This window comes from uncultured Chloroflexus sp. (assembly GCF_937951745.1).
GTDB lineage: Bacteria > Chloroflexota > Chloroflexia > Chloroflexales > Chloroflexaceae > Chloroflexus.
Genome location: NZ_CALFBQ010000061.1, coordinates 18,487 through 40,931 on the forward strand (window position 1 = coordinate 18,487; position 22,445 = coordinate 40,931).

The 22,445-nt window shown below is 58.7% G+C and carries 22 protein-coding genes; 8 read left to right on the forward strand and 14 right to left on the reverse strand.

Features of this window, described 5'->3' with window-relative positions; translation table 11 throughout:
- Positions 1–121: 121 nt before the first annotated feature.
- On the forward strand, positions 122–634 hold the full coding sequence (locus Q1A59_RS14425) for a hypothetical protein (protein ID WP_298403432.1): 513 nt from the start codon (positions 122–124) through the stop codon (positions 632–634).
- Here the strand turns inward: Q1A59_RS14425 and Q1A59_RS14430 are convergent.
- From Q1A59_RS14430 to Q1A59_RS14485, 12 genes are all read right to left on the reverse strand, one after another.
- Positions 572–1,792 carry an alpha-D-ribose 1-methylphosphonate 5-triphosphate diphosphatase gene (locus Q1A59_RS14430; RefSeq protein ID WP_298403430.1) on the reverse strand — a complete coding sequence of 407 codons (1,221 nt, stop codon included), beginning with the start codon at positions 1,790–1,792 and terminating at the stop codon, positions 572–574. The two genes, Q1A59_RS14425 and Q1A59_RS14430, sit on opposite strands and share 63 nt — an antisense overlap.
- A 223-nt stretch (positions 1,793–2,015) precedes the next feature.
- Positions 2,016–2,702 (reverse strand): phosphonate C-P lyase system protein PhnL, encoded by a 687-nt coding sequence (locus Q1A59_RS14435; protein ID WP_299645167.1) that lies wholly within the window; start codon positions 2,700–2,702, stop codon positions 2,016–2,018.
- Positions 2,703–2,717: 15 nt separating this feature from the next.
- A complete protein-coding gene (locus Q1A59_RS14440; RefSeq protein ID WP_298403426.1) occupies positions 2,718–3,557 on the reverse strand; it encodes an ATP-binding cassette domain-containing protein in 840 nt (279 codons plus the stop codon).
- Positions 3,554–4,420 carry an alpha-D-ribose 1-methylphosphonate 5-phosphate C-P-lyase PhnJ gene (locus tag Q1A59_RS14445; protein ID WP_298403424.1) on the reverse strand — a complete coding sequence of 289 codons (867 nt, stop codon included), beginning with the start codon at positions 4,418–4,420 and terminating at the stop codon, positions 3,554–3,556. Before Q1A59_RS14445 ends, Q1A59_RS14440 begins: the two co-directional genes overlap by 4 nt.
- A gap of 69 nt (positions 4,421–4,489) precedes the next feature.
- Entirely contained in the window at positions 4,490–5,662 is a 1,173-nt protein-coding gene (locus Q1A59_RS14450) for a carbon-phosphorus lyase complex subunit PhnI (RefSeq protein ID WP_298403422.1), read from the reverse strand.
- Positions 5,663–5,767: 105 nt separating this feature from the next.
- Positions 5,768–6,394: a phosphonate C-P lyase system protein PhnH gene (phnH, locus tag Q1A59_RS14455; protein ID WP_298403420.1), complete on the reverse strand. Its 627-nt coding sequence runs from the start codon at positions 6,392–6,394 to the stop codon at positions 5,768–5,770.
- 433 nt (positions 6,395–6,827) lie between these two features.
- The gene (phnG, locus tag Q1A59_RS14460) at positions 6,828–7,247 is read right to left on the reverse strand and encodes a phosphonate C-P lyase system protein PhnG (protein WP_298403418.1); all 420 of its coding nucleotides are present in this window, start codon (positions 7,245–7,247) and stop codon (positions 6,828–6,830) included.
- Between the two features lie 40 nt (positions 7,248–7,287).
- Complete coding sequence (locus Q1A59_RS14465; RefSeq protein ID WP_298403415.1) at positions 7,288–8,118, reverse strand: ABC transporter permease; 831 nt, start codon at positions 8,116–8,118, stop codon at positions 7,288–7,290.
- Positions 8,118–8,906, reverse strand: coding sequence for a phosphonate ABC transporter, permease protein PhnE (gene phnE, locus Q1A59_RS14470; protein ID WP_298403412.1), 789 nt, complete (start codon positions 8,904–8,906; stop codon positions 8,118–8,120). The genes Q1A59_RS14465 and phnE overlap by 1 nt, the downstream gene beginning before the upstream one ends.
- Positions 8,896–9,681 (reverse strand): phosphonate ABC transporter ATP-binding protein, encoded by a 786-nt coding sequence (gene phnC / locus Q1A59_RS14475; protein ID WP_298403409.1) that lies wholly within the window; start codon positions 9,679–9,681, stop codon positions 8,896–8,898. The genes phnE and phnC overlap by 11 nt, the downstream gene beginning before the upstream one ends.
- Positions 9,682–9,774: 93 nt before the next feature.
- Positions 9,775–10,830, reverse strand: coding sequence for a phosphate/phosphite/phosphonate ABC transporter substrate-binding protein (locus Q1A59_RS14480; protein ID WP_298403406.1), 1,056 nt, complete (start codon positions 10,828–10,830; stop codon positions 9,775–9,777).
- Between the two features lie 305 nt (positions 10,831–11,135).
- On the reverse strand, positions 11,136–12,128 hold the full coding sequence (locus Q1A59_RS14485) for an MDR family oxidoreductase (protein ID WP_298403404.1): 993 nt from the start codon (positions 12,126–12,128) through the stop codon (positions 11,136–11,138).
- 105 nt (positions 12,129–12,233) lie between these two features.
- Between Q1A59_RS14485 and Q1A59_RS14490 the strand changes: the two genes are divergently transcribed.
- The 7 genes from Q1A59_RS14490 to Q1A59_RS14520 all read left to right on the forward strand — a co-directional run bounded on the left by Q1A59_RS14490 (position 12,234) and on the right by Q1A59_RS14520 (position 20,263).
- Positions 12,234–12,977 (forward strand): VOC family protein, encoded by a 744-nt coding sequence (locus Q1A59_RS14490; protein ID WP_298403401.1) that lies wholly within the window; start codon positions 12,234–12,236, stop codon positions 12,975–12,977.
- A 94-nt stretch (positions 12,978–13,071) separates the two neighbouring features.
- On the forward strand, positions 13,072–14,307 hold the full coding sequence (locus Q1A59_RS14495; protein WP_298403399.1) for a hypothetical protein: 1,236 nt from the start codon (positions 13,072–13,074) through the stop codon (positions 14,305–14,307).
- A 324-nt stretch (positions 14,308–14,631) separates the two neighbouring features.
- The gene (locus Q1A59_RS14500; RefSeq protein WP_299645168.1) at positions 14,632–15,717 is read left to right on the forward strand and encodes a zinc-ribbon domain-containing protein; all 1,086 of its coding nucleotides are present in this window, start codon (positions 14,632–14,634) and stop codon (positions 15,715–15,717) included.
- Positions 15,718–15,766: 49 nt separating this feature from the next.
- Positions 15,767–16,225 carry an SRPBCC family protein gene (locus Q1A59_RS14505; RefSeq protein ID WP_298403395.1) on the forward strand — a complete coding sequence of 153 codons (459 nt, stop codon included), beginning with the start codon at positions 15,767–15,769 and terminating at the stop codon, positions 16,223–16,225.
- A 262-nt stretch (positions 16,226–16,487) separates the two neighbouring features.
- Positions 16,488–17,186, forward strand: coding sequence for a rhomboid family intramembrane serine protease (locus Q1A59_RS14510; protein ID WP_298403393.1), 699 nt, complete (start codon positions 16,488–16,490; stop codon positions 17,184–17,186).
- A 21-nt stretch (positions 17,187–17,207) separates the two neighbouring features.
- Complete coding sequence (locus Q1A59_RS14515) at positions 17,208–18,035, forward strand: SDH family Clp fold serine proteinase (protein WP_298403392.1); 828 nt, start codon at positions 17,208–17,210, stop codon at positions 18,033–18,035.
- Between the two features lie 344 nt (positions 18,036–18,379).
- Positions 18,380–20,263: a hypothetical protein gene (locus Q1A59_RS14520; RefSeq protein ID WP_298403390.1), complete on the forward strand. Its 1,884-nt coding sequence runs from the start codon at positions 18,380–18,382 to the stop codon at positions 20,261–20,263.
- On the opposite strand, the gene Q1A59_RS14525 is transcribed toward Q1A59_RS14520, so the two are convergent.
- Entirely contained in the window at positions 20,198–20,932 is a 735-nt protein-coding gene (locus Q1A59_RS14525) for a PHP domain-containing protein (protein WP_298403388.1), read from the reverse strand. The genes Q1A59_RS14520 and Q1A59_RS14525 overlap by 66 nt on opposite strands.
- A 153-nt stretch (positions 20,933–21,085) precedes the next feature.
- Positions 21,086–22,072, reverse strand: coding sequence for a hypothetical protein (locus tag Q1A59_RS14530; protein WP_298403385.1), 987 nt, complete (start codon positions 22,070–22,072; stop codon positions 21,086–21,088).
- Between the last annotated feature and the right edge of the window lie 373 nt (positions 22,073–22,445).

Sequence of the window (22,445 nt, forward strand, 5' to 3'; positions counted from 1 at the left end):
TTAGCATACGGCGGCCAAGTTGCTGCATGCCATCCAAAGCCTCGCATATGCGTAATCTGCAACCTGCCCCTATAATAAGAAGTGGGCCGATGTGTTGTTTACTCTCTATGAATGAAATACTATGCGCCATCTGAAATTGGTTCTGGCCCTTGCTCTGCTCCCCCTTGCCGGTTGGTGGTGGTTTGAGAGTAACGTCTTCATTACTGAATGGTTGCTCAGTCACAACGAGGGCTTCCAACGATTTGTGATCTGGATGATTTCAACCTTGCAGAGCAGCGGTTACGTGACCATTATTGTGTTGGGCACCGTCTATGTGTTGTTTAGCCTGATCGAGCTGCTGTTGTGGCCGACTGGTGCATTAGCGCGGAGTTTGGGCATTTCGGGGCTGATCTTTTGGCTAACAGTGGGTGCGCTCGAAGCGATTGGGATTTTCAACGGCTACAGTGTCCGCTATTTCGGCATGTTTGCCGTTGATGGCCAACCGCCCCCTGAATGGGGCCGCTGGCTGAGCGGCGTGCCGCTGGCGCTGCTCTTTGCCATCGGCCCTGAAGGGTTGATCCGCTGGTCGTTGCTAACGATGTTCGCGTGGGGACGGCACTTCTTCGCCCGTTCGGTGGCGGTCGGGGAAGGGTAGCGGTTCGTTCTGCTCTAGCAGAGTGTACACCGGCTTCCCGCTGACAAAGACCTGTTGCACTACCGGATCGGGCATCCGGCGGACGACGATCAGGTCGGCGATTAGCCCCGGTTGGATGCTGCCGATCAAATGGTCGATGCCGACGGCGCGGGCCGGGTGGTGGCTGACCAGCGCTACTGCATCAGGCAGGCTGAGGGTGCCGCGGTCGGCGAGGCGGAAGATCACTGGTAACAACGAGGCTGGGTAGTAGTCGGCGCATAGCCAATCCACCACACCGGCTTCGATCGCGGCTAGCGCGCTCAGGTTGCCACCGCTCGACTTGCCGCGCAGCACATTTGGTGCGCCCATGCCCACCGCCATCCCGGCGGTATGGGCCGCTTGGGCGGCGGCTAAAGTGGTGGGGAATTCAGCAATCTTCACCCCTAGCTCTACCCACTGCGCCACCCGTTCGGGAGTGTCGTCGTCATGGCTGGCGACTGGCAAGCCATACTTCGTCGCCCACGCAATCACCTGCCGAATCCGGTGAGGCACATCGCTCTGCGCTGCCCGCTTGCGGGTCAGTAGTTCGTCAATTTCAGCATCGCTACGCCCAGTGGTTTTAGCGACATAATCGCGAAACGCGGCTTCAGTGGTGTACTGCCCCTGTCCCGGACTGTGATCCATAATCGAGACTAGCCGCAACAAGGGATGGCCAAACATCGTCTTCAGCGCCTCAAGGCCGCGTTCGCTGCTAACTTCGACGCGGGCATGCACGAGATGGCGCGCACCGCAATGCCGTTCGGCGGTGAGTCGGTGGAGGAAGTCTCTGACGAAGCGATCGCTGCGCACGCCGAATTCAGCGTCATCGAGTGATAGGGCGTGGAATTGGCAGGTGACGCCACACCCCAGCAAGAGCCGGTCGGCGGCGTGGAGCGCGATCCCAGCTTCGATCTCAACGCCGGGGCGCGGTTGCACCAGTTTCTCAATCGCGTCACAGTGCAAGTCGATCAGGCCGGGCAACAAGTACGCTCCGTCGAGATCAAACTGTGGCATCGTTGCCGCATACGGGGGTGCGCCGCGGCCAATCGCCCCGATCCGGTCCCGTTCGATCGTCACCCAACCCTCTTCGACGACCCGATCGGGTAAGACAACAGTAGCGTTGGTGAAGAGAAATTGCATAAGTTGCCTCGATTGATGCATGCGTAAAGCTAAGGATGTCTCGTTTGGTCTGGGGCGGGCTGATATGCAGGTCAGCGGTCTGGATCTATGGGATGGGCGGGAGTGGCCTGCGTTCAACCAAAGCGCACATTTGAGAGTCATGCCTGTTCAAGGTTCGATTTGAGCAATGAATATCCCCTCTTGCGCGCACTAAGTTGCCTATTCTTACGACAATACCACGCCCTTACTGGAACGTCCATTGCCGGTTGGCATGCGCCCCTAGCCCGGCCAAGTCGTGCGAGACGCTGATGATCGCGGTGCCTTCACTCTGCGCTACCCGGATCATCTCAATTACTACTTGCTTTGTTGCTTCATCAAGACTGGCCGTTGGCTCATCAAGCAACAAGAGGCGCGGACGGGCAATGAAGGCCCGGCCTAGGTTGATCCGTTGTTGTTCGCCGCCGCTGAAGGTGAGCGGGCTGGCTTGCCAGAGCGCCGGTGAGATACCGAGTCGTTGCAGCCATTCGCGTCCGATCGCTTGCGCCGTCGCCCGATCCATCCCCTGCCGGTAGAGCGGCTCGCAGAGCGTGTCGAGCGCCGAAACGCGTGGCAGCACGCGCAAGAATTGTGAGCAGAAGCCGATCTCGTGCTCGCGCAGGTTGAGGATGACGCTCTCGGCGGCGCGGCTGAGGTCGATCCGACCAAATTGGTGCGAGTCAAACCAGATCTGGCCGGAAGTCGGTAAGTAGGTGCGGTAGATGCACTTGAGGATGCTAGTCTTGCCGATCCCGCTGCGACCGTGGATCAGCAGGTGTTCGCCGGTGGCGACGCTCAGATTTACGTCGCGCACCGGCGTAATTTCGCGCCCGTCGATCAGGTGCAGGGTAAAGGATTTGGATAGGTTACGGATTTCAAGCAGTGGGTGGCTCATAGCGTGCAGCCTTTGTTACAACGCCGACGAGACCAGCAGTTGGGTGTATGGGTGCTGCGGGTCTTCGAGGATGTGGTCGGTCAACCCCGCTTCGACAATGTGGCCATTCTTCATCACAATCGTGCGGCGGGCGAGTTGGCGCACGACACCGAGATCGTGCGACACCAACAGCATCGTGATCCGGTCTTCCCACTGAATCCGGCGCAGCAGGTCGAGCACGCGGGCCTGCACCGAAACATCCAGCCCGCTGGTGATTTCGTCGAGTAGCAAGAGGCTGGGGCGGCTGGCTAGCGCCTTAGCAATCTGCACACGTTGTAGCATGCCGCCGCTGAAGGTAGGTGGTTCGTCGTCAATCCGTTCTGGTGGCAGTTCGGTTTTGACCATCAATTCGGCGGTGCGGGCGCGGATGCGGCCAAAGTGCCGCCATTCTGCTAGTAATAGCTTTTCGGCTACGTTGCCGCCGACCGAGAAGCGCATGTTTAAGCCCAGTTCGGGACGCTGGTAGACAATACCGAGTTTGGTGTTGCGGAATAACCGTGCTTCATAGCGGTTGAGAGTGGTGAGGTCGCGCGGCGGTCCACCATTGTCGCGGTACCAGATGTGACCGCTGTCGGGGTGCAGGGCTAGATAGATCATCTGTAACAGGGTGCTCTTGCCGCTGCCGCTCTCACCGACGATGCCCAACACTTCGCCTGCGCTCAATTGCAAGTTCGCCTCAACACAGGCCCAGACCGTCCCACAACGCGGGCACTGTGAGCGGCCAAGATCGGGGCCGGTCAGGCGGCGGCAGTCGGGGCACGTTGGCCCAAAGTGCTTCGAGAGCTGCTCAACCCGCAGAATCCAATCGCCAGTCATGCCGTCGCCTCCATCTGTGCCACGCGCTTCGCACAGTACGCTGCGTCAGAACAGGTAGTTTCCCACCGTCCGCCGTTGCTATCGCTGACAAAATGCTCAGTGAGAAAGGTGTGTTCAGCGCCACAGCGAGCACAGCGCTGGCCGGGCCGGTATTCGGTACGGAAGGGGTAATCCTCAAATTGGAGCGGTTCGACGATCGTGTAGGGCGGCACCGCATAGATGCGCTTCTCGCGTCCGGCCCCAAACAGGTAGAGGGTGTCGGCCATATGCAGCTTCGGCACATCCCAGCGCGGGATGGGTGTGGTGTCCATCAGGTAGCGCCGGTTGACGATTACCGGATACTGGCTGGCGATGCGCAGATCGCCGGCCCGCACCACACTCTCGTACATATAAACCCACATCTTGCCGTAATCGGCTTCGCTGTGCATCATCGTGGCCCGTTCGAGGTTTGGTTCCACCCAGCGTAGCGGATCGGCCATCGGCACCTGCAAGACAAGAATTTGATCGGCCCGCATCGGCTCTTCGGGGATGCGGTGGCGGGTTTGGATGATGGTGGCCGCAGCGGTGTCGGTGGTGGTAGTGACGCCGGTGGTGCGATTGATCAGCCGGCGCAAATTGACTGCATTGACGCTCTCGTCGTCGCCTTGATCAATCACCTTGAGCGTGTCCGCTGGGGTGACAATTGACAGGGTAATTTGCAACCCGCCGGTGCCCCAGCCGCGGGCAATCGGCAGATCACGGCTGGCAAACGGCACGAGGTGGCCGGGGAGGGCGACTGCTTTCAACAGCTTGCGCCGGATCTCGCGTTTGGCGTCTTCATCGAGCAGGGCGAAGTTGTAGAGCTGATCGGAAGCTTCGCTCATAGTATGCGTTGTCCTTGGTTGGCGTGGGATACGGACGTTTGCTGCCCGTGTGTGTCTGTGTCCCCCGTATTAGAACGAATCGCTTGTGATCGCCTGATCAACCAACTGGCCGAGCCGGCTCTGGCGCTGGGTGTGATGCTCACGCGCCCGATCTAGCACGCTCAGGTCGGCGGCAAAGGTGACGTAATGCGGCAACTTGTAATGGGTGACGAAGCCGCTGGCTTCGATTCCATCGGTATGCAGCAAGACAAACTCCTCGTTGGCCGCCGGCCCCGACTCGCCAGCGAGACTGCCGGCACGGGCTTGGGTCAACACGCTATCGAGAATGGCCATGCTCATCACCTTCAGCTCGCTCTGGCCGAAGGCGAAGCCATAGCCAACGTTGAAGCGCGGCGGTTCGGCGTGATTCGTCACGCTATGCGCCTTCGAGGCGATTTCGGCCTCGGTCGCTTCAATCTCGCCAATAGTGATCGGTTCGCCGGTGAGCGGGTGCGCGACTTGCACCGGCAGGTAGCCATAGCGCAGTTCCACCAGTGTCGGGTGGGCATCGCCGTAGCCACGGGTACTGCTGTAGGCCAGACTCATGAGGCTGCCGGTATCGGCTTGGGTCATGGCTTGCAGACGGGCGCTGCGCGGGCAGGGGAAGGTGAGTGGTTCGCGGGTGATGTCAAACGGCTCTTCACGCACAGGTTCGGCAGGAACATTGACAATCATCTGCTCTTGCCGCATATACTCGGTCACCTTGGGGAAGCGGCCCCACGCGCCGGGTTGGGGGCTGCCGGCCTCAACCAGCGCTGTGTAGCGTTCGGCGGCGGCAATCACTGCCCGCACATCTTCGTGGGCTAGCGCCGGCTGCAACAAACGGATCAGGTAATCGGTGGCCGGCCCCAGCATCTGGCCGCCGGGAATGTCTTTGAACGAAGCCGAAATCCGGCGCAAACAGAACATCTCGCGTCCCGATACCGGCAACGAAGCCATCGCCCGCGGCAAGGTGGTGCGGTAAGCGCGCAACAAAAACGCCGCTTCGATGCTATCGCCTTCGGCCTGCTTAACCGCCAGCGCTGCCAGCAACGGCGCGTAGAGCGCGCCCTCATGCATAGCCCGGCTGACGGCGTGGCGCAGTTGGTCGCGGATCTGCGGCAATTGCAGCGGTGTGCTGCCGCCAAGCAAGCGCAAACACGCGACTAACTCTTCGGCGCGGGCAACGGCTTCACTGCCCCCGCGCACCGCAACGTATCCCATACCAGCTCCTTTATCGCCTTAGCAGTTGTATGGCGGGTCGGACACCCTCACCCCTACTCCTTATCCTCGTCCGTCGCATTCTCTGCGGTAAAACTCCCTCATTCCTTAGATGACCTCAATCTGCGTCGTGCGCGGCAACCCCAAGCATCGCCCCTGCTGATCAATCAGAAAGAGATCGATCCCCAACGGAAACTGGCTTGGCCGGGCCGCAATAGCGGCTAGCTCGGTCGGGGCGACGCCGCGCAACCCGACTGTAGCGGTGGTAGCAATCCCCGGCCCGCGTAGGCGCAGCGCCGCGCCATTGGGCACAATCTCTGGTAGGCTGAGAAAGACGGTGCAACTGCGTTCGGGTTCGAGTAGTGATCCAATGTTGAGGTCACCAAACAGCGTTGTCCCAGACGGATCATGCAAGAGGGCGAAATCGGTGGCAGAAGGATCTGCCGGGCGCGCGTTCGTGCGCAGGGCAAGCCAACGTGTTAGTGGATAATCAACCGGCAACCATTCCGCACCGACGGCATGGGCAAAGCTCACGGTCTGGTCGAGCAGGCTGAGCCATGCGGCAACAGCGACGGTGTTGGGCGGGGTGCCGTCCGGCAGCGGCGGCAGATCGGCGAAGGGCGGCGGCGGCAAGCGGCCAACCTTGCCGGGGCGGGCTAAGCAATCGAGCAGCACGCGGAAGGCGAGGCTGTTGAAGCGTTCGAGCGGTGTAGGCGGCGTGGCAACGATGGTCATAGGCGGGTCTCAGTAGGTTATACATCATCTGAATTACGGGTTGAACCGGGGCCGGCCCTCACCCCCGACTTCTCATCCAACGGGGAGTGTTACTGCATGCCGCGCCAGCAATGCCATACTTACCTGCCTCACGACTCCCCCTCTCCCGCCGTCAGGTGGGAGGGGGCCGGGGGATGAGGGCCATGCGAAAGCCACAACGCGAATAAAGACGCAGAGTTGTTAACGCAAAGGCGCAACAGTACGCGAAGATCACAAAGAGTTAGATTTGAACATCATCCTCTACGCGCTCGACAGTAAACCCGATCTGGCCCCCACTCCCGGCCTCTCTCACAGAGGGAGGGACTAGGATGGAGCAAGCGACTTGTGCCTTTTATGTCTTTGCGTGGCTATTTGGCTCCCGTTCATCAGCGCGGCGCAATAGTAATTGCGTCGATCAAAACGTCTCAAACTCAACCCGCGTCGCCGCGGCAGCGGCGAAACGGCGTTCGTAAGCGGTTCTCAGTGCCTGCTCCAGCTCGGCGATGCGCAGGCGTAAATCGGCATGCGGATCACCCGGCATGCGCAGCGCCGCGTCGAGCACGGCTAGCGCCGTGGCGTGATCGGGGTCACGCCCGATCACCATGCCAAACCCAAACTGGCCAGCCAGCTCTAGTCGTGTCTCGGTGACGAGGATCTCACCCGCGTTGAAGACCGACTCGCCAACGCCCTCGATCATGCGCAACTGCACCAGCACGCAGCGCGGGCCGCTAATGAACGTCACTGCATTGCGGTCATACCGCTCTAGCACCTGCTCGGCTAATGCGCAAACGAGGTGGGGTGGGCTGCAACTCAAAATATGCGAGGGGGTGAGCATGGAAATCTCCTTCCGCGGCTGCTGCGCGGGTTTGCAAACGTTACGCCTGCCGCTTCACGCCAACTGTCTCTTTCAACCGGGTTGCGCCCCATTCTAACAGAATGGCGAAAATAAGCACTGCATACGTAAAGATACCCAACTCGCGCAGATCGAGGTAGAAGGCGCTAGCCATAAACATATCGAACCCGATCCCGCCAGCGCCGGCAGTCGCACCCATCGCAATCGCCACCGAAAAGTTAATCTCAAACCGCACGAACGTCCACGAAAGCAGGGCCGATGCCGACGAAGGCACGACCGCTTGAAAAATCGTCTGCCACCAATTGGCTCCACTCGCGCGCAACGCCTCTAGCACCCCCTCATCTAGCTCCTCGAAGGTCTCGGCGTAGGCCTTCACCAAATAGCTGATCGAGTGAAACGTCATCCCGACTACGGCAGCTATACTGCCCAGACCGGCTGTGACTGCAAAAAACAGTACCCAGAGCACGGTCGGCACCGCGCGGATGAAGGCCATCACTGCCTTAACCGCATCGGTGACCCGGCGCGGAGCCAGATTTTGGGCGGCGAACAGTGCTACAAAGAAGGCTATGATTGCGCCTAGAACAGTGGTGATCAGCCCCAACGCGACGGTGATCATCAATTCGCGGAACAGCTCCAACCAGCTCAAATTTTTCAACCGTGCCTCGAACAGCACGATCCGAAAATTATTGAGCATGTCGCCAAAGGCAGTAAAGATGTTGATATTGCGCGTATCGAGGGTCGCCAAGCCGTAGATGGTCAGCAACACCAACACGATGAGCGTTACGTGCAGCACAATGTTAGCGCGGGTACGCGGTCGCACGCGAATGCGACCAGAGGTCAAGGTCGTCTCCATCAGAGGATCGTCCTTCGGATATAGTTCGATACCGCTTCAATCAGCAACACAGCCACCACGGTTGCTAGCACGACGAGACTAGCCGAGCCGTAACTAAAACTCTTGAAGTAGAGATCGAAGAGAAAACCAATACCGGTGCCAGTAAGGATACCGACTAGGGTGGCACTGCGGATGTTCGTTTCGATCATGTACAGCACCCAACTGATCAACTGCGGCAAACAAGCTGGAATGACGCTCTGGCTAATGATTGCCGCATAGCTAGCCCCGGTAGCGCGTAACGCTTCGACCGGTTCAATGCCCACTTCATCAATCGTCTCGATCATCACGCGGGTGATAAAGCCGAAGGTGACAAAAGAGAGGGCAAAAAAGCCGGTAAAGCCGCTTTGGCCGAACGAAAAGAGCAAGATCAGCGCCCATACCGACACATCAATATTGCGGAAAATGCTGGCAATGGCGCGGGCCGGCAAGCTAAACCACGGATGCGGGCGGGTGGTATTGGCGCCGAGCAGAGCTAGCCCTAAGCCAAAGATTGAGGCAATGGTTGAGGAAGCCACCGCAACCAACACTGTCTCTTGCAACTTCTCTAAAATGCGCGGCAAGCGCGACCAAGCGCGTTCGTCGGGCACGAAATTGGTAATTGCCCATACAAAAGCACGTGGAATCACGCCTAAGCCTTGCACGAGATCAAATTGGGTCAGTACCATACTGCCGTAGGTAATAGCGGCAATCACAGCCAAGAAGAAGATTGATTGCAGACGACGGCGGCGCAGAAAGGCGTTAGGCTGCATACCGTTCCTTCAGATCAAGGATCAACTCGCCAGCTTCTGAACCGTAGATGTGGTAGATCTGATCGCTACTGAGATTGTGTGGTGCGCCATCGTACACAATGCGGCCTCGATTCATGCCGATGATCCGTTTGGCATAGTGCAACGCGACATCGACTTGATGTAAGTTGACCAGCACCGTAATCCCAGTAGAGCGGTTAATCTCTTGCAAGGTATCCATGATCACCTTCGCCGAACTAGGGTCAAGCGAAGCGATCGGCTCATCGCAGAGCAGCATTTTCGGTTGCTGCACTAACGCGCGAGCAATGCCAACCCGCTGCTTCTGACCGCCGCTAAGCTGGTCGCAACGTTTATACATCTGCTCGCTCAAACCGAGTGTTTCGAGAATGCGCACTGCCTCACGCTTCTCTTCCTCGCTGTACAGTCCGAGGATGCCTTGCAGCGTATTCTTGTAGCCGAGTCGTCCGTGCAACACATTCTCGAGCACGCTGAGGCGATTAACAAGGTTATAGTGTTGAAAGATCATCCCAATCTGGATGCGATGGCGGCGGAGGGCCGAACCGCGCAGTGTTGGTACACTAACGCCGGCGAACCGAATATCACCAGCGGTAATATCGATCAGCCGGTTGATACACCGTAGTAATGTCGATTTCCCTGCCCCCGAAGGGCCAATAATCGCGACAAATTCGCCGGGTTGGACTGAGAAAGTGACCGAATCGAGCGCTAATGTCTCTGGCCCATAACGCTTAGTGACGGCATCGACTTCAAGCAAGCTCATAGAACCCCTTTTCGTGCGTATTGAGTATAACGTTGGAGCTGAAACATGTCGTTCAGCTCCAACATCATTGTTGCGTATAGTGACGAATGCTGTTTAGCGCATCTCTCGAATTGGGTTGAAGAAGGAGTCATCAACGACCAAGAAGCGCTCGTCCTTCGTCTTGCGCAAGAGCGGGCGGAAGCCGGCATCAATCTCGGCCTTCGTAGCAAAGATGCGGGGGTTATTGGTCACCTCATCTGAGGTCAGCTTGTCTTGCAGACGCTTAATCTCATCGGCGGTTAGCAGGCTGCTATTGGCCACAAAGGGCGCACTGATTACCGGCACTGAAGCGATAATAACAAACTCAGCGCCGGGAAACTTATCAAACGGCTCACTAGCATTATTGAGCACGCGATACACGGCGCCGGGTTGATTCTCTACGCCCGATACCAGCTCGACGTAGTTCTGAACACAAACGTCACAGAACGAAGCTACTTCGACGGCGCCAGACAGCAAGGCAACTGCCGCACCCTGATGCGAACCGCCGAACTGCACGTCGCTGAAGAACTTATTCTGCCCACCTTCGATGAGATCGTCGGGGGTCAAATTTTTCCACTTTTCCTTCTGACTGAAGTATTTGACAATCGTCGCCGCTGGTACGCGGAAGCCGGAGGCTGAGCTGCTCGAGACGAAGGCAAAGCGCTTGCCCTGAATATTGTCGATTTTGTAGACGCCATTCTCTTGATAGTTACCCTCTTGACCACGAGCAACTGCTAGCCAGCTATAGTAGACCGCAGTTTCGAGCCGGCCATCAGTACCGCTAGGAATGACCAATGGGATAACTTTTGGATTCTTGTCGTGCGCCTGAACGTAGGCTTCAGCGCCGAAAAAGCCGAGGTGAGCCGTGTTATTTGCGATGGCTTCAACTGCAATCAAGTAATCGGTTGTAGTGCGATGTTCGACGGGGCGACCAAGTGTTTCGCTGATGACTGCACCGATTGCCTCACGTGCATCTTTTAATTCAGCGCCCGATTCATTTGGTAACCATACAATGGTGACTGGTGTGTTTGTATTCGAGGTAGTGTTTCCACCCGTGTTTCCACTAGCACCACAAGCCACTAAAACCAATGCCGCAATCGTCGTGATGAACAAAAGCTTGAGCGACCGCATACAAAACATCCTCCTATGTAGGGAGAACTAGCGATGCTGTTGCATCGTTGTAGGCAGTCTAAACGGCTAGGGTTATGAAAGTATTATAAACAGATTATTTCTTGGCTAAGGTTGTATCAAAGCGGTACAGCAGTTGGGCAAGCGGATGCGTGAACGGGAAGCTAGTAGACCCATTAATCGCAATTGAGCAGTAACACGTCTCACCCCTGCTCCAGCCAGTGGAGCAGGGGTGAAGGATAGCAGAGTGGCAAACCTATCCTTCGTTTGCCCTCGTCTGAGGCAGGTGCAAGCGCACCGCGCGCGCTTCATCGATTGACATCTACCACCACTCGCCCGCGGGTCTGGGCATTAGTGATCTGTTCAGCATAAGCCGGCAGCTCGGCAAATGGAATGACGGTGGTCATTCGATCGAGCAGTTCCGGCGACAGATCGCGGGCCATACGCTCCCATGCGGCGAGACGTTCCTCGCGTGGCACCATCACCGACTCGATACCGATCATCGTGACGCCGCGCAGAATGAAGGGATAGACAGAGGTAGTAAATTCGGCACCACCGGCATTGCCGCAAATTGCAACCGCACTGCGCATCGCCATCGAACGTAACACACCAGACAACACTGCGCCGCCAACCGTATCAACTGCGCCGCCCCAGCGTTCGCTTTCGAGCGGACGACCGGGCGCACTGAGGGTATTGCGGTCAAGGATGCCGCTCGCGCCAAGTTCGCGCAAGTACGATTCTTCGTGGGGTCTGCCGGTGGCGGCGATCACCGTGTGCCCAGCTTTGGCCAGCAACGCCACTGCTACGCTCCCTACACCGCCGGCTGCACCAGTGACGAGTACTTCACGACCGGCGACAAAGCCGTGCCGTTCGAGGGCCAGTACGCACAGCATAGCGGTAAATCCAGCAGTGCCCAGCGTCATGGCATGCAGCAAGCTCATACCGGTGGGCAGCGGCACCAGCCATTCACCCTTCACCCGCGTATATTGGCTATAACCACCCCAATGCCGCTCACCGACCCCCCAGCCGGTCAATACCACTTGGTCGCCGGGTTGGTAGCGCGGATCGGCTGATTCCACAACGGTGCCGGCAAAATCAATCCCCGGCGCTAATGGGCTGCTGCGCAAGATTTTACCTTTGCCGGTGATAGCCAAGCCATCTTTGTAGTTGAGGGTTGAATAGGCTACTCTGACTAATACCTCACCGGGCGGGAGTGCGCTCAACGGCAATTCACGAAACTCGACCCGCCGGCCATCGGCCCCTTCTTCTACCACCAGCGCAGTAAAACGTTCGTCGCTCATCGTGTGCCCCCTTGCTTTGGTAGTACGTGCTTGCTGTAGTGTCGATTATAATGAAGCAAGATACCTTTGCAACAATGGGCCGCTGCCGATCGCTACGGAGTTGCTATGATCCATTCCCTCGATCACGTGGTTATTTTGGTAGAGCAGTTGCCGTCGGCTGTGGCGGCATATACTGCGGCCGGTTTTGTGGTTGCTCCCGGCGGCGAACATGCCGATGGCGCGACCCACAATGCGCTGATCAGCTTCCCCGATGGCACCTATCTCGAACTGCTCGCCTTTCGCCGCCCTGCCCCCGAACATCGCTGGTGGCGGCATGTGGCAGCCGGGCCGGGGTTGATCGATTTTGCTCTCTTGACAAATAACACCACGATTGCGGTGGCTGCTGCTGCTGATCGCGGCCTGATGATGAACGGCCCGGTTCCCGGCGGGCGCATCCGGCCCGATGGTATCAGCCTCGCGTGGGAGACGGCGTGGCCGCCTAGTCCTGATTTACCGTTTCTCTGTGGTGATGTCACCGATCGGGCGTATCGTGTGCCTGATGCCGATTTTTGGGGCCACAGCAACGGTGCGCGTGGGATTGCCGAGGTGGTTGTCGCGGTGACCGATTTGGTTGCTAGCGCCGGTCGTTACGCTGCGTTGCTCGGTATGAACCCCCAAGCTGCTCCTGCGGAAGTGCGAATTCCGCTTGGTGAGAGTGAGATCGTGTTGCGTGGGCCCGATTCGGGTGATCCGCACGTGATCGATCGTCTCACCCGGCGCGGCGAAGGGATTTGTGCCATCACCTTGCGAGGATTACACTTTCCCGACCTTGCTGCGTCGTTGGGGGCGACGATTATGGCTGCACGGTAGATCGTAGCGACGCACGGCCATGCGTTATAGCGCTTCATGGTCGTGTGGCTGCACAGCCGTGCGGTTTTACATTGTAGTGTACGGATAGCATGGCATGTCCAATCATCTTGACCGCTTCACTCACCAAGCCTATGCCGAGCGGGGCGGATTTTTCGACCGTGACCGCTCGATTACGGTAACGCAAGCGCCGGGGTGGGTGGATCTGTTTAGCGGCGTTGTTGCCGAAGCGGGCATCTTGTCGTTGCTGTGGCCGGGCAGTAGTAGTGTTATGGTTGCGCTCCAGCCCGATCCCGAACCGATCATCCGGTTTCGCAGCGGCCAGCGTACCGACTCAATCCCTTGCACTGCGCTGTTTCTGCCGAGCGGGCCACGCGAATACGCTGATGCTGTCATTGAGATCGACCTGCACCAACCGCCGCGCAGCCCATGGTGGGGGCCGGCGCTGATGGCGTGGGTGTCGTTGATGCGCGAAGAATTCGCCCGTTTTGGCGGCGGCGCGCGGGTAATGCTGCAACCGGTGGATGCGTTTATGCCGGCTGCCAGTGTGATCGCCGCTGTCGCCAAGGCGTTGGTGCAGGCGTACAGCATTCACCTTGCCCCACGCGAATTGGCCATTACCTGCGCCGAGGGGCTGGCCCGCCTCGATCGGCGTAGTACCGGTGCTGAGCTGATCGGTACGCTCACGACTATCTGTGCGCCGGTCAATGAGCTGGTCATCGTCAATCCACTGATGGCGCATATCAGTGGAAGTGCCCATCTCCCCGCCGGTTGTGCGTTTTGGGCTATGCAAGTGGGTGATGAGCCGCGCCAGCATCTGGCGCGGGTGCGCGCGGCCCTCACGCACATCGAGCGTCTGCTCGGCGCGCGCGATGGTGAACCAGCGTTGGCCAGCCTTTCAATAAGCGACTTCATTCGCCATCAACGGTCCCGCTTGCCGACGACTCCTCCCCCCAGTACGTATCCCCATCATTCGCCGCCAGCAGCGTTGGCCGCCTTCGCTCTCGCCGAGCAACAACGGGCCCGCCTCGCGCTAGCGTTGCTGCGCGCTGCTGCCAGCCGTGCCCAACGCGACGACGATCTGCGGCTGGTGGGCGAACTCCTCACCCAAAGCCACTGGGAACAGGCGGCGCTCGGCTTGACCGATCCGCACGCCGATACCATTATCGAACAGCTCACCACGCCGGCCATCTTCGGCGCCCGCCAGCCGGTTGCGACCACCCACGCCACGGTACTCGTCTTTGGCCCCAGCGACGCCGAAGCTGAGGTGCGGCGCGTTGCCGCAGCGTATCAGGAACGAGTCGGTGTAGTGGTGCGGGTGGCGCGGGTGTGAGGGGGAGTGTGGCACTGCTTGAGCGCAAGCAAGCAGCGACCCTCTCTCGCTCCCGTGGTAGGAACGAGGGCATTTTTACCACAGAGAGTGCAAAGGAGGCGGAGGATAATCACTACCCTAGCTTTGCACCCTTTGCGTTAATCCCCCAGTCCTCTTTCTCAGCGGAGGAGGAGCGAGGGGTACGGGTGATCCCAGCCCTTCAGCTTCCTGTGAGGTTGAGTGTCCCTTTATGCTATTCTGAGCGTGTAACGACAATTGCCAAACGCATACGCTGTAGGATAGACCCAAAAAGTGGCCGCAAACCCTACTTACGGAGTAACCTCCATGTCTCAATCACGCTATTGCCCGCAATGCGGATTACCGGTGCCGGCAGGCGAACGGTTTTGCGCCAATTGCGGCGCGCGAATGTCGGAACAGTCGTCGCCGGTAGTACCGGCTCCACCACCCCCTTTCACACCCGTACCATCCCCGCCGCTCGCTGCGTCATCGCGCGCAATGGGCAAGATCGTGCTCTTCGTTGTCATTGGTCTAATCGGATTGCTGGTTGTGAGTGGGGGGATTTGGTTGGTCTTGATGAATCGACCAACCACCACTGCCACAACCGCCACCGTCACTGCTACCCCTCGCCAAGCGGCTACTGCTACCCCGTTGCCAACCGCTACACCGGTAGCTGGCGTCGCTGGCCAGCCCACTCCGCTCGGCGCAGCGGTACTGGCTCGTACTTCCCAAGCCCAGACCGTGCAGGCGCAAGCGCTGTTGGCCCCTACCCAGACTGCACAAGCGCAGGTGTTACTGGCCCCTACCCAGACCGCGCAGGCAATCGAGGCTGAAGTGAGTGCGTTGTTTGCTAATTCGCGGCGGGTGTTTTACGATGAATTTGTTGACAATCGAAACGCATGGTTTACCGGCGTTTTCCAAGAGATCGAACTCGACCTGATCGAAGATGGTGTCTTTAAGGTGCTTTGGACGGGACGCGGCACCTCGTATGAGTTGTATGAACTTAGCGCGTTCACCAACTTCATTGCCGAAGTCGATTGTCATATCGCGCGTGGCGGTGGTGACGGGAGTTGCAGTCTGGTCTTTAGTCAACGCCGTGACGTTGGCATGTACAAGTTTGAGTTCTTTATCGATTATTATCGGCTCTTTACCGTGCCGGCTGAAGGCGAACTGGTAACGCTGGCCGAGGGCGATCCTCGTCTGTTTACAACGATTGGCGGTGTCAACCGCTTGCGCGTGATCAAGCAAGGCGATCGCATCCGCTTGTTCATCAACGGCGTCTTAGTTGGTGATCTCCGTGACGCCACCTTCGCCTCTGGCCGGATTGGCGTCTCGACAACGTGCTACCGTGAAGAGGGCGGAGTCGAGGTGCATTTCGATAATTTCGGCATCTGGTCATTACCAGACGTTTAGACGTAAAGACGCACAACCGTGCGTCTCCACAAGACAAGGAACGAACGCTATGTCCTCTCCCTTTCCCTACCTCCTCGAGGAATTTGTGATGGTCAATACGCCAATGGATCGGGTCGAGCAGGTGATGACCGACCAAACCCTTATGGAGCGTTGGATGTCGCCGGCGGTGCAGTTTACGCCACTCGATGGTTGGCGATTTGATGTTGGTGCGCCGTGGCGGTTACGCCTCACCGGGGTTGGCCCGTTGCTCGAAGCCGGCTATGTGGTGGCCGAACGGCGGCCCGGTCTAGTGTTGTGGGCCTTCGATGGCTTCTGGGAGGGGTTCGATGCATGGCATTGGCTGCCATGGCAGGGCCGCACTGATCAGACCCTCATCCAAAACCGGATCGAATATCGCCTCAAGGTGCCCGGTCTCGATCTGATCTGGCCGCTGACCATCGCGCCGCTGATGCAACTTGACGCTAAAGCGCAGATGCAGCGGTTGAAGGTTGTGTGTGAGCGGGGGTAGTGTGAATGGAACACGGATACGCACAGATACGACGGATTGACACGGATTCGCTAAGCTTGTCTAACCGTGTCAATCCGTTCCCACCTGTGCCAATCCGGGTCTAAGGTGTTGTACATACCACCCGCAAGATGTGTTACTCTGATGAAGCATTCACTCCTAGCTGAGGCCGGAGTGAAATCCTGCAGACAGAGGGTTTGCCCACCAATTGGATGATGCAATACCGCCCTCGAAGCGCTATCGCTGCGCAATCAACGGAGCCACTATGTTGCCATTGAAAGACACGATTCCCTCACGCTCGTTTCCGGCAGTCAATTGGGCCTTGCTGGTCGCGAATGTTGTGGTCTTTTTCTTCATGGCGCGCGATGCTCGCCTTGCTGAGGCTTGGATTGCTGCGTTGGCGTTGGTGCCGGCCCGCTTTTTGGCTAACCCGCTCGACCCGACTGAGCTGATCACCGTCTTTACCTCGATGTTTATGCATGGTGGCTGGTTTCACCTGTTCAGCAATATGCTGGCGCTCTACATTTTTGGCGATAACGTTGAAGACAGCATGGGTAGCCAGCGTTATCTGATCTTCTATCTGCTCTGTGGGGTGGCAGCGGCGTTGACCCACGTCTTTTTCAACCCAGCTTCACCAATTCCAACAGTTGGTGCTAGCGGCGCACTGAGTGGCGTGTTGGCTGCTTACTTGCTCTTCTACCCCTCGGCCCGCGTGATCACGCTGGTGCCCATCTTTTTCTTACCATGGTTGATCGAGATTCCGGCGGTAGTGTATCTCGGTTTGTGGTTTATTTCCCAACTGGCGAATGGCGTCTTTTCCATCCTGATCGACGTGCAGGCGATGGGTGGCGTGGCGTGGTGGGCACACATCGGTGGCTTTGTCGCCGGTTTGGCGCTGGCTCCGCTCTTCCGGCAACGGCGTTACGTGCGGCGTTACTATCGTGACCAGTATTATCCATGGTGATGGCTTGTGCAGAGGTGAGCTATGGACTTTTTTTCGCTGTTGTGGCTCTTTTTCATTATCACATCCTTACAGCCGGTGATTAAGCAGCGCATGCTCGATGCCGCCCGCCAGCGTTTGCTTGAACAGTTGGAGCGGAAGCGCAAGAGTCGGGTGATTGCACTGATCCATCGCCAAGAGACGATGAGCCTGCTCGGTTTTCCGCTGGTGCGCTACATTAGCATCGAAGACTCAGAGGCGGTGCTGCGGGCGATCAAGATGACTGATCGCGATATTCCGATTGATCTGATCCTGCATACCCCCGGCGGCTTGGTGCTGGCTTCCGAGCAGATCGCTCGCGCGCTCCAGAAGCATCCGGCTAAGGTGACGGTGTTTGTACCGCATTACGCAATGTCGGGTGGTACCCTGATTGCACTCGCCGCCGATGAGATTGTGATGGACGAGAACGCGGTGTTGGGGCCGGTTGACCCCCAATTGGGCCAGCATCCGGCGGCATCGATCTTGCGCGTGCTTGAACGCAAGCCGCTCAGCGAAGTTGATGATGAGACGCTGATGATGGCTGACATCGCCGAGAAGGCGATCCGGCAGGTGAAGCGCACGGTTTGCGAGCTGCTGCGTGATAAGATGACGGTTGAGCAGGCGGAAGAAGTGGCCCATACGCTGGCCAGCGGCGTGTGGACGCACGATTATCCGATTACGGTTGATGAGGCGCGTGAATTGGGTTTGCCGATCAGCACCGAGATGCCCGATGAGATTTACCAGATTATGGCGCTGTATCCGCAAACTGCCCAGCGCCGCCCTTCGGTTGAGTATATCCCCGCGCCGCGTTCGCGTCAGTTTGATGTGTCGTAGCGTGGGAAGATGCGTTGGTATGACGTGCGGCAGGTAAACTGCCGCGCGCCTATCGATTGATGCGCCAGTATTCGGATGGCCGCGAACGATACGTTGGTATGACGTGCGGCAGGTAAACTGCCGCGCGCTATGTTGGTGCGACAGCGGGTAAGGTTCGCTCGCGCCGATCACTAGATAATTCCTCTCCCCGCCGTTGCCTGTTTTCCCCTTGAGCTTTCTCTTCAACCAGATATAATCATTACTTAACAAAATCTTGATGCCAGCTAGTACGGGCAGAGCCACGCTCTGCCCTTGCTGCCCTTGCAAGCTAGGTGCTGCGCTGTCTGTATAAACAGGTTTCAACCATGACGCTCTCACTTCGTCTCGTCGATATCAATGGCCCGTTTATCGATCAATCGGCCCCGGTGCGGAATTGGTCGTCGTTTCCCTTTTGCCAGATCGATCTGCCAGTACTGCCGTATGTTGATCAAGTGCGCTTGCAGCGTGGCGTCCAGCGGGCGCGTACCTATCTAGCGGCGGTGCAGGCACAGGGGTATACCGGCATCGTCATCGATAATCTGGCCCACTTGGTCACATTTGATCAGGCACCCCAGCAATACTATGCGCCCAATAGTCCTTTTCGCTTGCGCGCACTTGCCTACCGGCAAGCCTTGTTGCCACTGCTGCACGATGCCGCTGCGCGCGGGATGCAGGTCTACGTAACCTGCGATATGCAATGGATGACCAATGATTTGCGCCGTGTTGTTGGGCCAATCGCGACTGATAATCCGCAGGTAGCGGCGCTCAACCGGGCAGCGTTGATCGATCTGTTTACCGCGTTGCCGATGGTGAACGGTGTGATTGTGCGGATCGGCGAGACGGGCGGTGCGCACGATGTGGCTGGCTATACCGGCCATCTGATCTACCACGAGGTGGCCGCGATTCGTCATCTGATCGCAACCTTGTTGCCGGTGTGTACTCAGTTTGACCGTCACTTGATCATGCGCACATGGACGCTCGGTATCGGTGAGGCGGGTGATCTGATCTGTTCGCCGGAACGCTACGCCGCCGTTTTTTCCGATCAGCGCGATCCGCATCTGTTGGTCTCGATCAAGCATACGCCGGCCGATTTCTTCCGGCTGTTACCGCCCAATCCGACCTTGGGCCTGCCCGGCCCGCGCCAGATCGTCGAGCTGCAAAACCGGCGTGAGTATGAGCTATTTGGCTTGGTTCCGGCGGGGTTGGTTGGCTTGCACAGCGCCGCTATCCGGCGCGCGGCTCGCGATCCGCAGTGTGTGGGGGTGTGGGCTTGGAACAGCACCGGCGGTTGGGGCGGCGGCGGTGCATCGGTGGGGCCAAATGGCTGGAACCTGTGGACAGAGGCTAGCAGTGCGTTGACGGCGGCCCTCGCGATACATCCCGAACGTGACGCCGAGCAGTTTGTGAGCGAGTGGTTTCAGCAACGGTTAGCCGGCTACGATTCCGCTTTCGTGCGCGCCGTGACGGCTGCCTATGTGGAGTCAGAGCGGTTGATCGAGCAGGGATGGTATCTGGGCCACGCGCCGGGGATGCAACGGATTGGCGGGATGGTCGTGCCTTCGTTGTTGTGGGTCTGGTGGATGCGCCCCACCGCTGCCTTGCCGGTCTGGGTCTATTTGGCCGAATTGGTGGGTGACGTTGAGCCGGTGATTGCGCAGGCAGAGTGGGCGGTGCAGCGTGCGCAGCAACTGCGCGCTGCTGTGGCAGCGGCGGCGCCAGAGGGTGATCCGCTAGTGCAACAACTCGTCATGAGTCTCGACTATTTGGTTGATGCATTGACCATTGCGTGGCGGGTGCGCGCGCTCTTGCTGCCGCTGGCGGCGCAGGCGCGCGGTCATCAGCGTTGCGATCTCGGTGAGGCAGCAACGATGCTGCGCGCGGCGATGCAACAACATCGTATGCGCTGGGCTGGCCGCACCGATTTCCCGCCGCTTGAGCTTGATGAGTTAGCCTCATTCTTGGCGCGCTGGGAACGCTCACCGGGTGTAGTCTGGCAGCGGGCCCGGCTGGCGGCCCGGCTGGTGGCGTTAGCCCGCCGTCAACCGCCGCGCTCGACCCGCGCGCGGGCTGTGCTCAGCTTCCTGTTTCCCACCCGGTTGCGCCGGCGACTATTGCAAACCGCCCTGCCATGGCTCAGCCGACGGTTAGACCTGTTGCCGACCATCTTTTTTGAAACCGGCCCAGCTCTCGGCGAATGGGCGCGATCGTAGCGCCCGTTCCCGCACCACGCCGGCCACCCCTCGCCATCCCCAATAATGCCCGATCACCTGCGTCTCGCCACGCTGCAATGCCCGCCGCAGATCGGCGGCGCTCGTCCCAGCAAACAGGGTGCGCCCGTAGCCGATCATCGCCAGATCGTGAGCGTCGCTGCCGCCAATGGCGGTTAATCCCAGCGCTTGCGCTTTCTGTGCTGCGCGCCGGTTGTTGGCCGGGTTCCACAGACTAGCATTGAATACCTCGACACCATCGAGGAGGTGCCAGTTAAGATCGGTGCGTTCGGGGCCGAGCAGGTGTTGCCGCCCCACCGATGCGACCAGCGCGCCGAAGGGGTGGGCGGCAAACGCCAGCCCGCCCTGTTCATGCACGAACCTGACCGTTGTAGCCAGATCGAGCCCGGCAGGGATCGGTTGCTCGATGAACAGTGCCAACACGTGCCCGATCGCGGTCGAGATTTCACATCCTACGATCACGTCTATTCCATACCGCAGCGCTAACCGGCGCGCCGCGAATGCGCCTTCGAGCGTGTTATGGTCGGTAATTGCGATCACACGTAAGTCAGTTTCCTCCGCTACATACGACAACACCGCCTCTGGTGAGGCGGCGCCGTCGCTAGCCGTAGTATGGATATGCAGATCAGCAGCGTTGTAGAGCGATGTCACGGGTTATACTCCTTCCCCATTGTGTAGTTCCCGTGGTGAGTGTAGTCTACCTTGATGAAGCCGTTGTGATGACGAGGTCAAGCACAGATGAAGAGCAGTTAAACGGTAGAGCCGGTGCCCTGCACCGGCTCTACGCTCTGCACTACAACGGCTCTACCGTCCCGGTAGCAACGTATACTCTGCTACCGCGCGTCGTTCGCTACGATTACCGTAGGCGCTGATCGCGTACCGGCCAGTCGGGTCTTGCTCGCTCAGATACAGTTCAGCAGCGAAACTACCATCACCAGTCGCTGTCACATCACCGAGCCATTCGGTCGAGTAATCGGGCAAGGTGGCCCAGATAGTGACCACTTCACCGGGCAGAAAACCGCTGCCTTTCAAGCTCACCGCGCTACGTTGCTGGCTGCTGCCCGGCCCGACCGTGAGTGTGGCGTTGCCGCGCGGGCGGAGTGTATCGCCAACCAAAACCTCGAAATCGGCAATGCCGTTGCCGCCGCTCTGCAAGCCGCGTGCGGTCAACGCGTAGCGCCCTACCGGGATGCCATTGCTAGCGATTGTGAGTCCGATCCGTCCTTGTTGATCGGCGGTCTGAGTGCCGAGATCGGCAACACCATTGTTCGGGTAGCGCAGCCAGAGGGCAACTTGCTCTCCTGCTCGATAGCCGCTGCCGCTGAAGGTAAAGGTTGCCCCCTGCGCTTGCGCTGGCTTATCAACTGTTAACTGTACGCCAGCCGTTACGCCGGGGGCCGGCGCAATCTCGACCTCAAGGCTCGCATACGCTTCTCGCCCGCTCTGCCAACCGTGCGCTGTGTAGGTGTAACGACCGGTGGGAGTGAAGGTGGCACCGAGAAAATCGGGTACGTAAGGATGGTTGAAGCGTCCTTGTTTGTCAATAGTCACAGTAGTAACGCCGTAGACGGTGTAATCTGGATAGGTAATCCAGATACTGACCGTTTCGTCGGGTAAAAAGCCGCTGCCGCTAAGGGTGACAATGCTGTTTTGGTGAGCAACGGTGGGTGAGACGGTGAGGGTCGCTGTTTGTGCGCCGGCTGGCCAGCTCCAGATTCCAATGATCAGCGCCAGCGCGCCGGCAAAGACAAGGGTGAAGGGAGTGAGCAACGAGCGGTTGATCATCGGCATAAGCGCCTCCGTTTTGACGAAAAATCAACGTTTCCACGCTTACGAACGATGATTGCGCTAGTTGCTTGCCAACCGATAGATTACGGGAAGCTGACGAGATTGGGTTGGAGCTATGATCCCTATCCCTAATCTCTCACCCAGCGGGGGCGAGGGCGAGGGCCAATAGCCCGCGTCGCGGGCGGTGCGCTGCTGCTAGGGTAGGGCTGGGGCGGTGTCTATCTCCCCTCCCTGTGCCCGCTGCGCCCTTCGCGTCTTTGCGTTACCCGTCTCGGTGTCTTTGCACCCTTTTGGGGAGGGGAGAAAGCCTTCTCCCCCCGGAGGGGAGCTAGGTCAGGTAGGGGCGGGGGCGAGGGCCAATAGCCCGCGTCGCGGG

Bases quoted from the DNA above. Each gene is read 5' to 3' on its own strand.
- Q1A59_RS14425 (WP_298403432.1), top strand. From the start codon at position 122: ATGCGCCATCTGAAATTGGTTCTGGCCCTTGCTCTGCTCCCCCTTGCC.
- Q1A59_RS14430 (WP_298403430.1), bottom strand. From the start codon at position 1,792: ATGCAATTTCTCTTCACCAACGCTACTGTTGTCTTACCCGATCGGGTC.
- Q1A59_RS14435 (WP_299645167.1), bottom strand. From the start codon at position 2,702: ATGAGCCACCCACTGCTTGAAATCCGTAACCTATCCAAATCCTTTACC.
- Q1A59_RS14440 (WP_298403426.1), bottom strand. From the start codon at position 3,557: ATGACTGGCGATTGGATTCTGCGGGTTGAGCAGCTCTCGAAGCACTTT.
- Q1A59_RS14445 (WP_298403424.1), bottom strand. From the start codon at position 4,420: ATGAGCGAAGCTTCCGATCAGCTCTACAACTTCGCCCTGCTCGATGAA.
- Q1A59_RS14450 (WP_298403422.1), bottom strand. From the start codon at position 5,662: ATGGGATACGTTGCGGTGCGCGGGGGCAGTGAAGCCGTTGCCCGCGCC.
- phnH (WP_298403420.1), bottom strand. From the start codon at position 6,394: ATGACCATCGTTGCCACGCCGCCTACACCGCTCGAACGCTTCAACAGC.
- phnG (WP_298403418.1), bottom strand. From the start codon at position 7,247: ATGCTCACCCCCTCGCATATTTTGAGTTGCAGCCCACCCCACCTCGTT.
- Q1A59_RS14465 (WP_298403415.1), bottom strand. From the start codon at position 8,118: ATGGAGACGACCTTGACCTCTGGTCGCATTCGCGTGCGACCGCGTACC.
- phnE (WP_298403412.1), bottom strand. From the start codon at position 8,906: ATGCAGCCTAACGCCTTTCTGCGCCGCCGTCGTCTGCAATCAATCTTC.
- phnC (WP_298403409.1), bottom strand. From the start codon at position 9,681: ATGAGCTTGCTTGAAGTCGATGCCGTCACTAAGCGTTATGGGCCAGAG.
- Q1A59_RS14480 (WP_298403406.1), bottom strand. From the start codon at position 10,830: ATGCGGTCGCTCAAGCTTTTGTTCATCACGACGATTGCGGCATTGGTT.
- Q1A59_RS14485 (WP_298403404.1), bottom strand. From the start codon at position 12,128: ATGAGCGACGAACGTTTTACTGCGCTGGTGGTAGAAGAAGGGGCCGAT.
- Q1A59_RS14490 (WP_298403401.1), top strand. From the start codon at position 12,234: ATGATCCATTCCCTCGATCACGTGGTTATTTTGGTAGAGCAGTTGCCG.
- Q1A59_RS14495 (WP_298403399.1), top strand. From the start codon at position 13,072: ATGTCCAATCATCTTGACCGCTTCACTCACCAAGCCTATGCCGAGCGG.
- Q1A59_RS14500 (WP_299645168.1), top strand. From the start codon at position 14,632: ATGTCTCAATCACGCTATTGCCCGCAATGCGGATTACCGGTGCCGGCA.
- Q1A59_RS14505 (WP_298403395.1), top strand. From the start codon at position 15,767: ATGTCCTCTCCCTTTCCCTACCTCCTCGAGGAATTTGTGATGGTCAAT.
- Q1A59_RS14510 (WP_298403393.1), top strand. From the start codon at position 16,488: ATGTTGCCATTGAAAGACACGATTCCCTCACGCTCGTTTCCGGCAGTC.
- Q1A59_RS14515 (WP_298403392.1), top strand. From the start codon at position 17,208: ATGGACTTTTTTTCGCTGTTGTGGCTCTTTTTCATTATCACATCCTTA.
- Q1A59_RS14520 (WP_298403390.1), top strand. From the start codon at position 18,380: ATGACGCTCTCACTTCGTCTCGTCGATATCAATGGCCCGTTTATCGAT.
- Q1A59_RS14530 (WP_298403385.1), bottom strand. From the start codon at position 22,072: ATGCCGATGATCAACCGCTCGTTGCTCACTCCCTTCACCCTTGTCTTT.